A 217-nucleotide genomic window follows, 5' to 3' on the forward strand; every position below is an offset into this window, starting at 1 on the left:
TGGCTGGGGTGCAGGGATTCGAACCCCGGAATGCTGGTATCAGAAACCAGTGCCTTACCGCTTGGCGACACCCCAATTATCATTGCGACCGGTTAACCCGAGCGACTTGTACTTTGCGACCAAACTAACCAGCCGTCTTGATATGGCTGGGGTGCAGGGATTCGAACCCCGGAATGCTGGTATCAGAAACCAGTGCCTTACCGCTTGGCGACACCCC

At 56.2% G+C, this 217-nt stretch carries 2 tRNA genes; both read right to left on the minus strand.

The window, feature by feature from the left end:
* A tRNA-Gln gene (locus NV64_RS22785) sits at positions 1-75 on the minus strand.
* A gap of 68 nt (positions 76-143) precedes the next feature.
* Positions 144-217: transfer RNA gene (locus NV64_RS22790), tRNA-Gln, on the minus strand.

It is taken from the genome of Erwinia sp. B116 (assembly GCF_002865965.1).
Classification (GTDB): domain Bacteria; phylum Pseudomonadota; class Gammaproteobacteria; order Enterobacterales; family Enterobacteriaceae; genus Erwinia.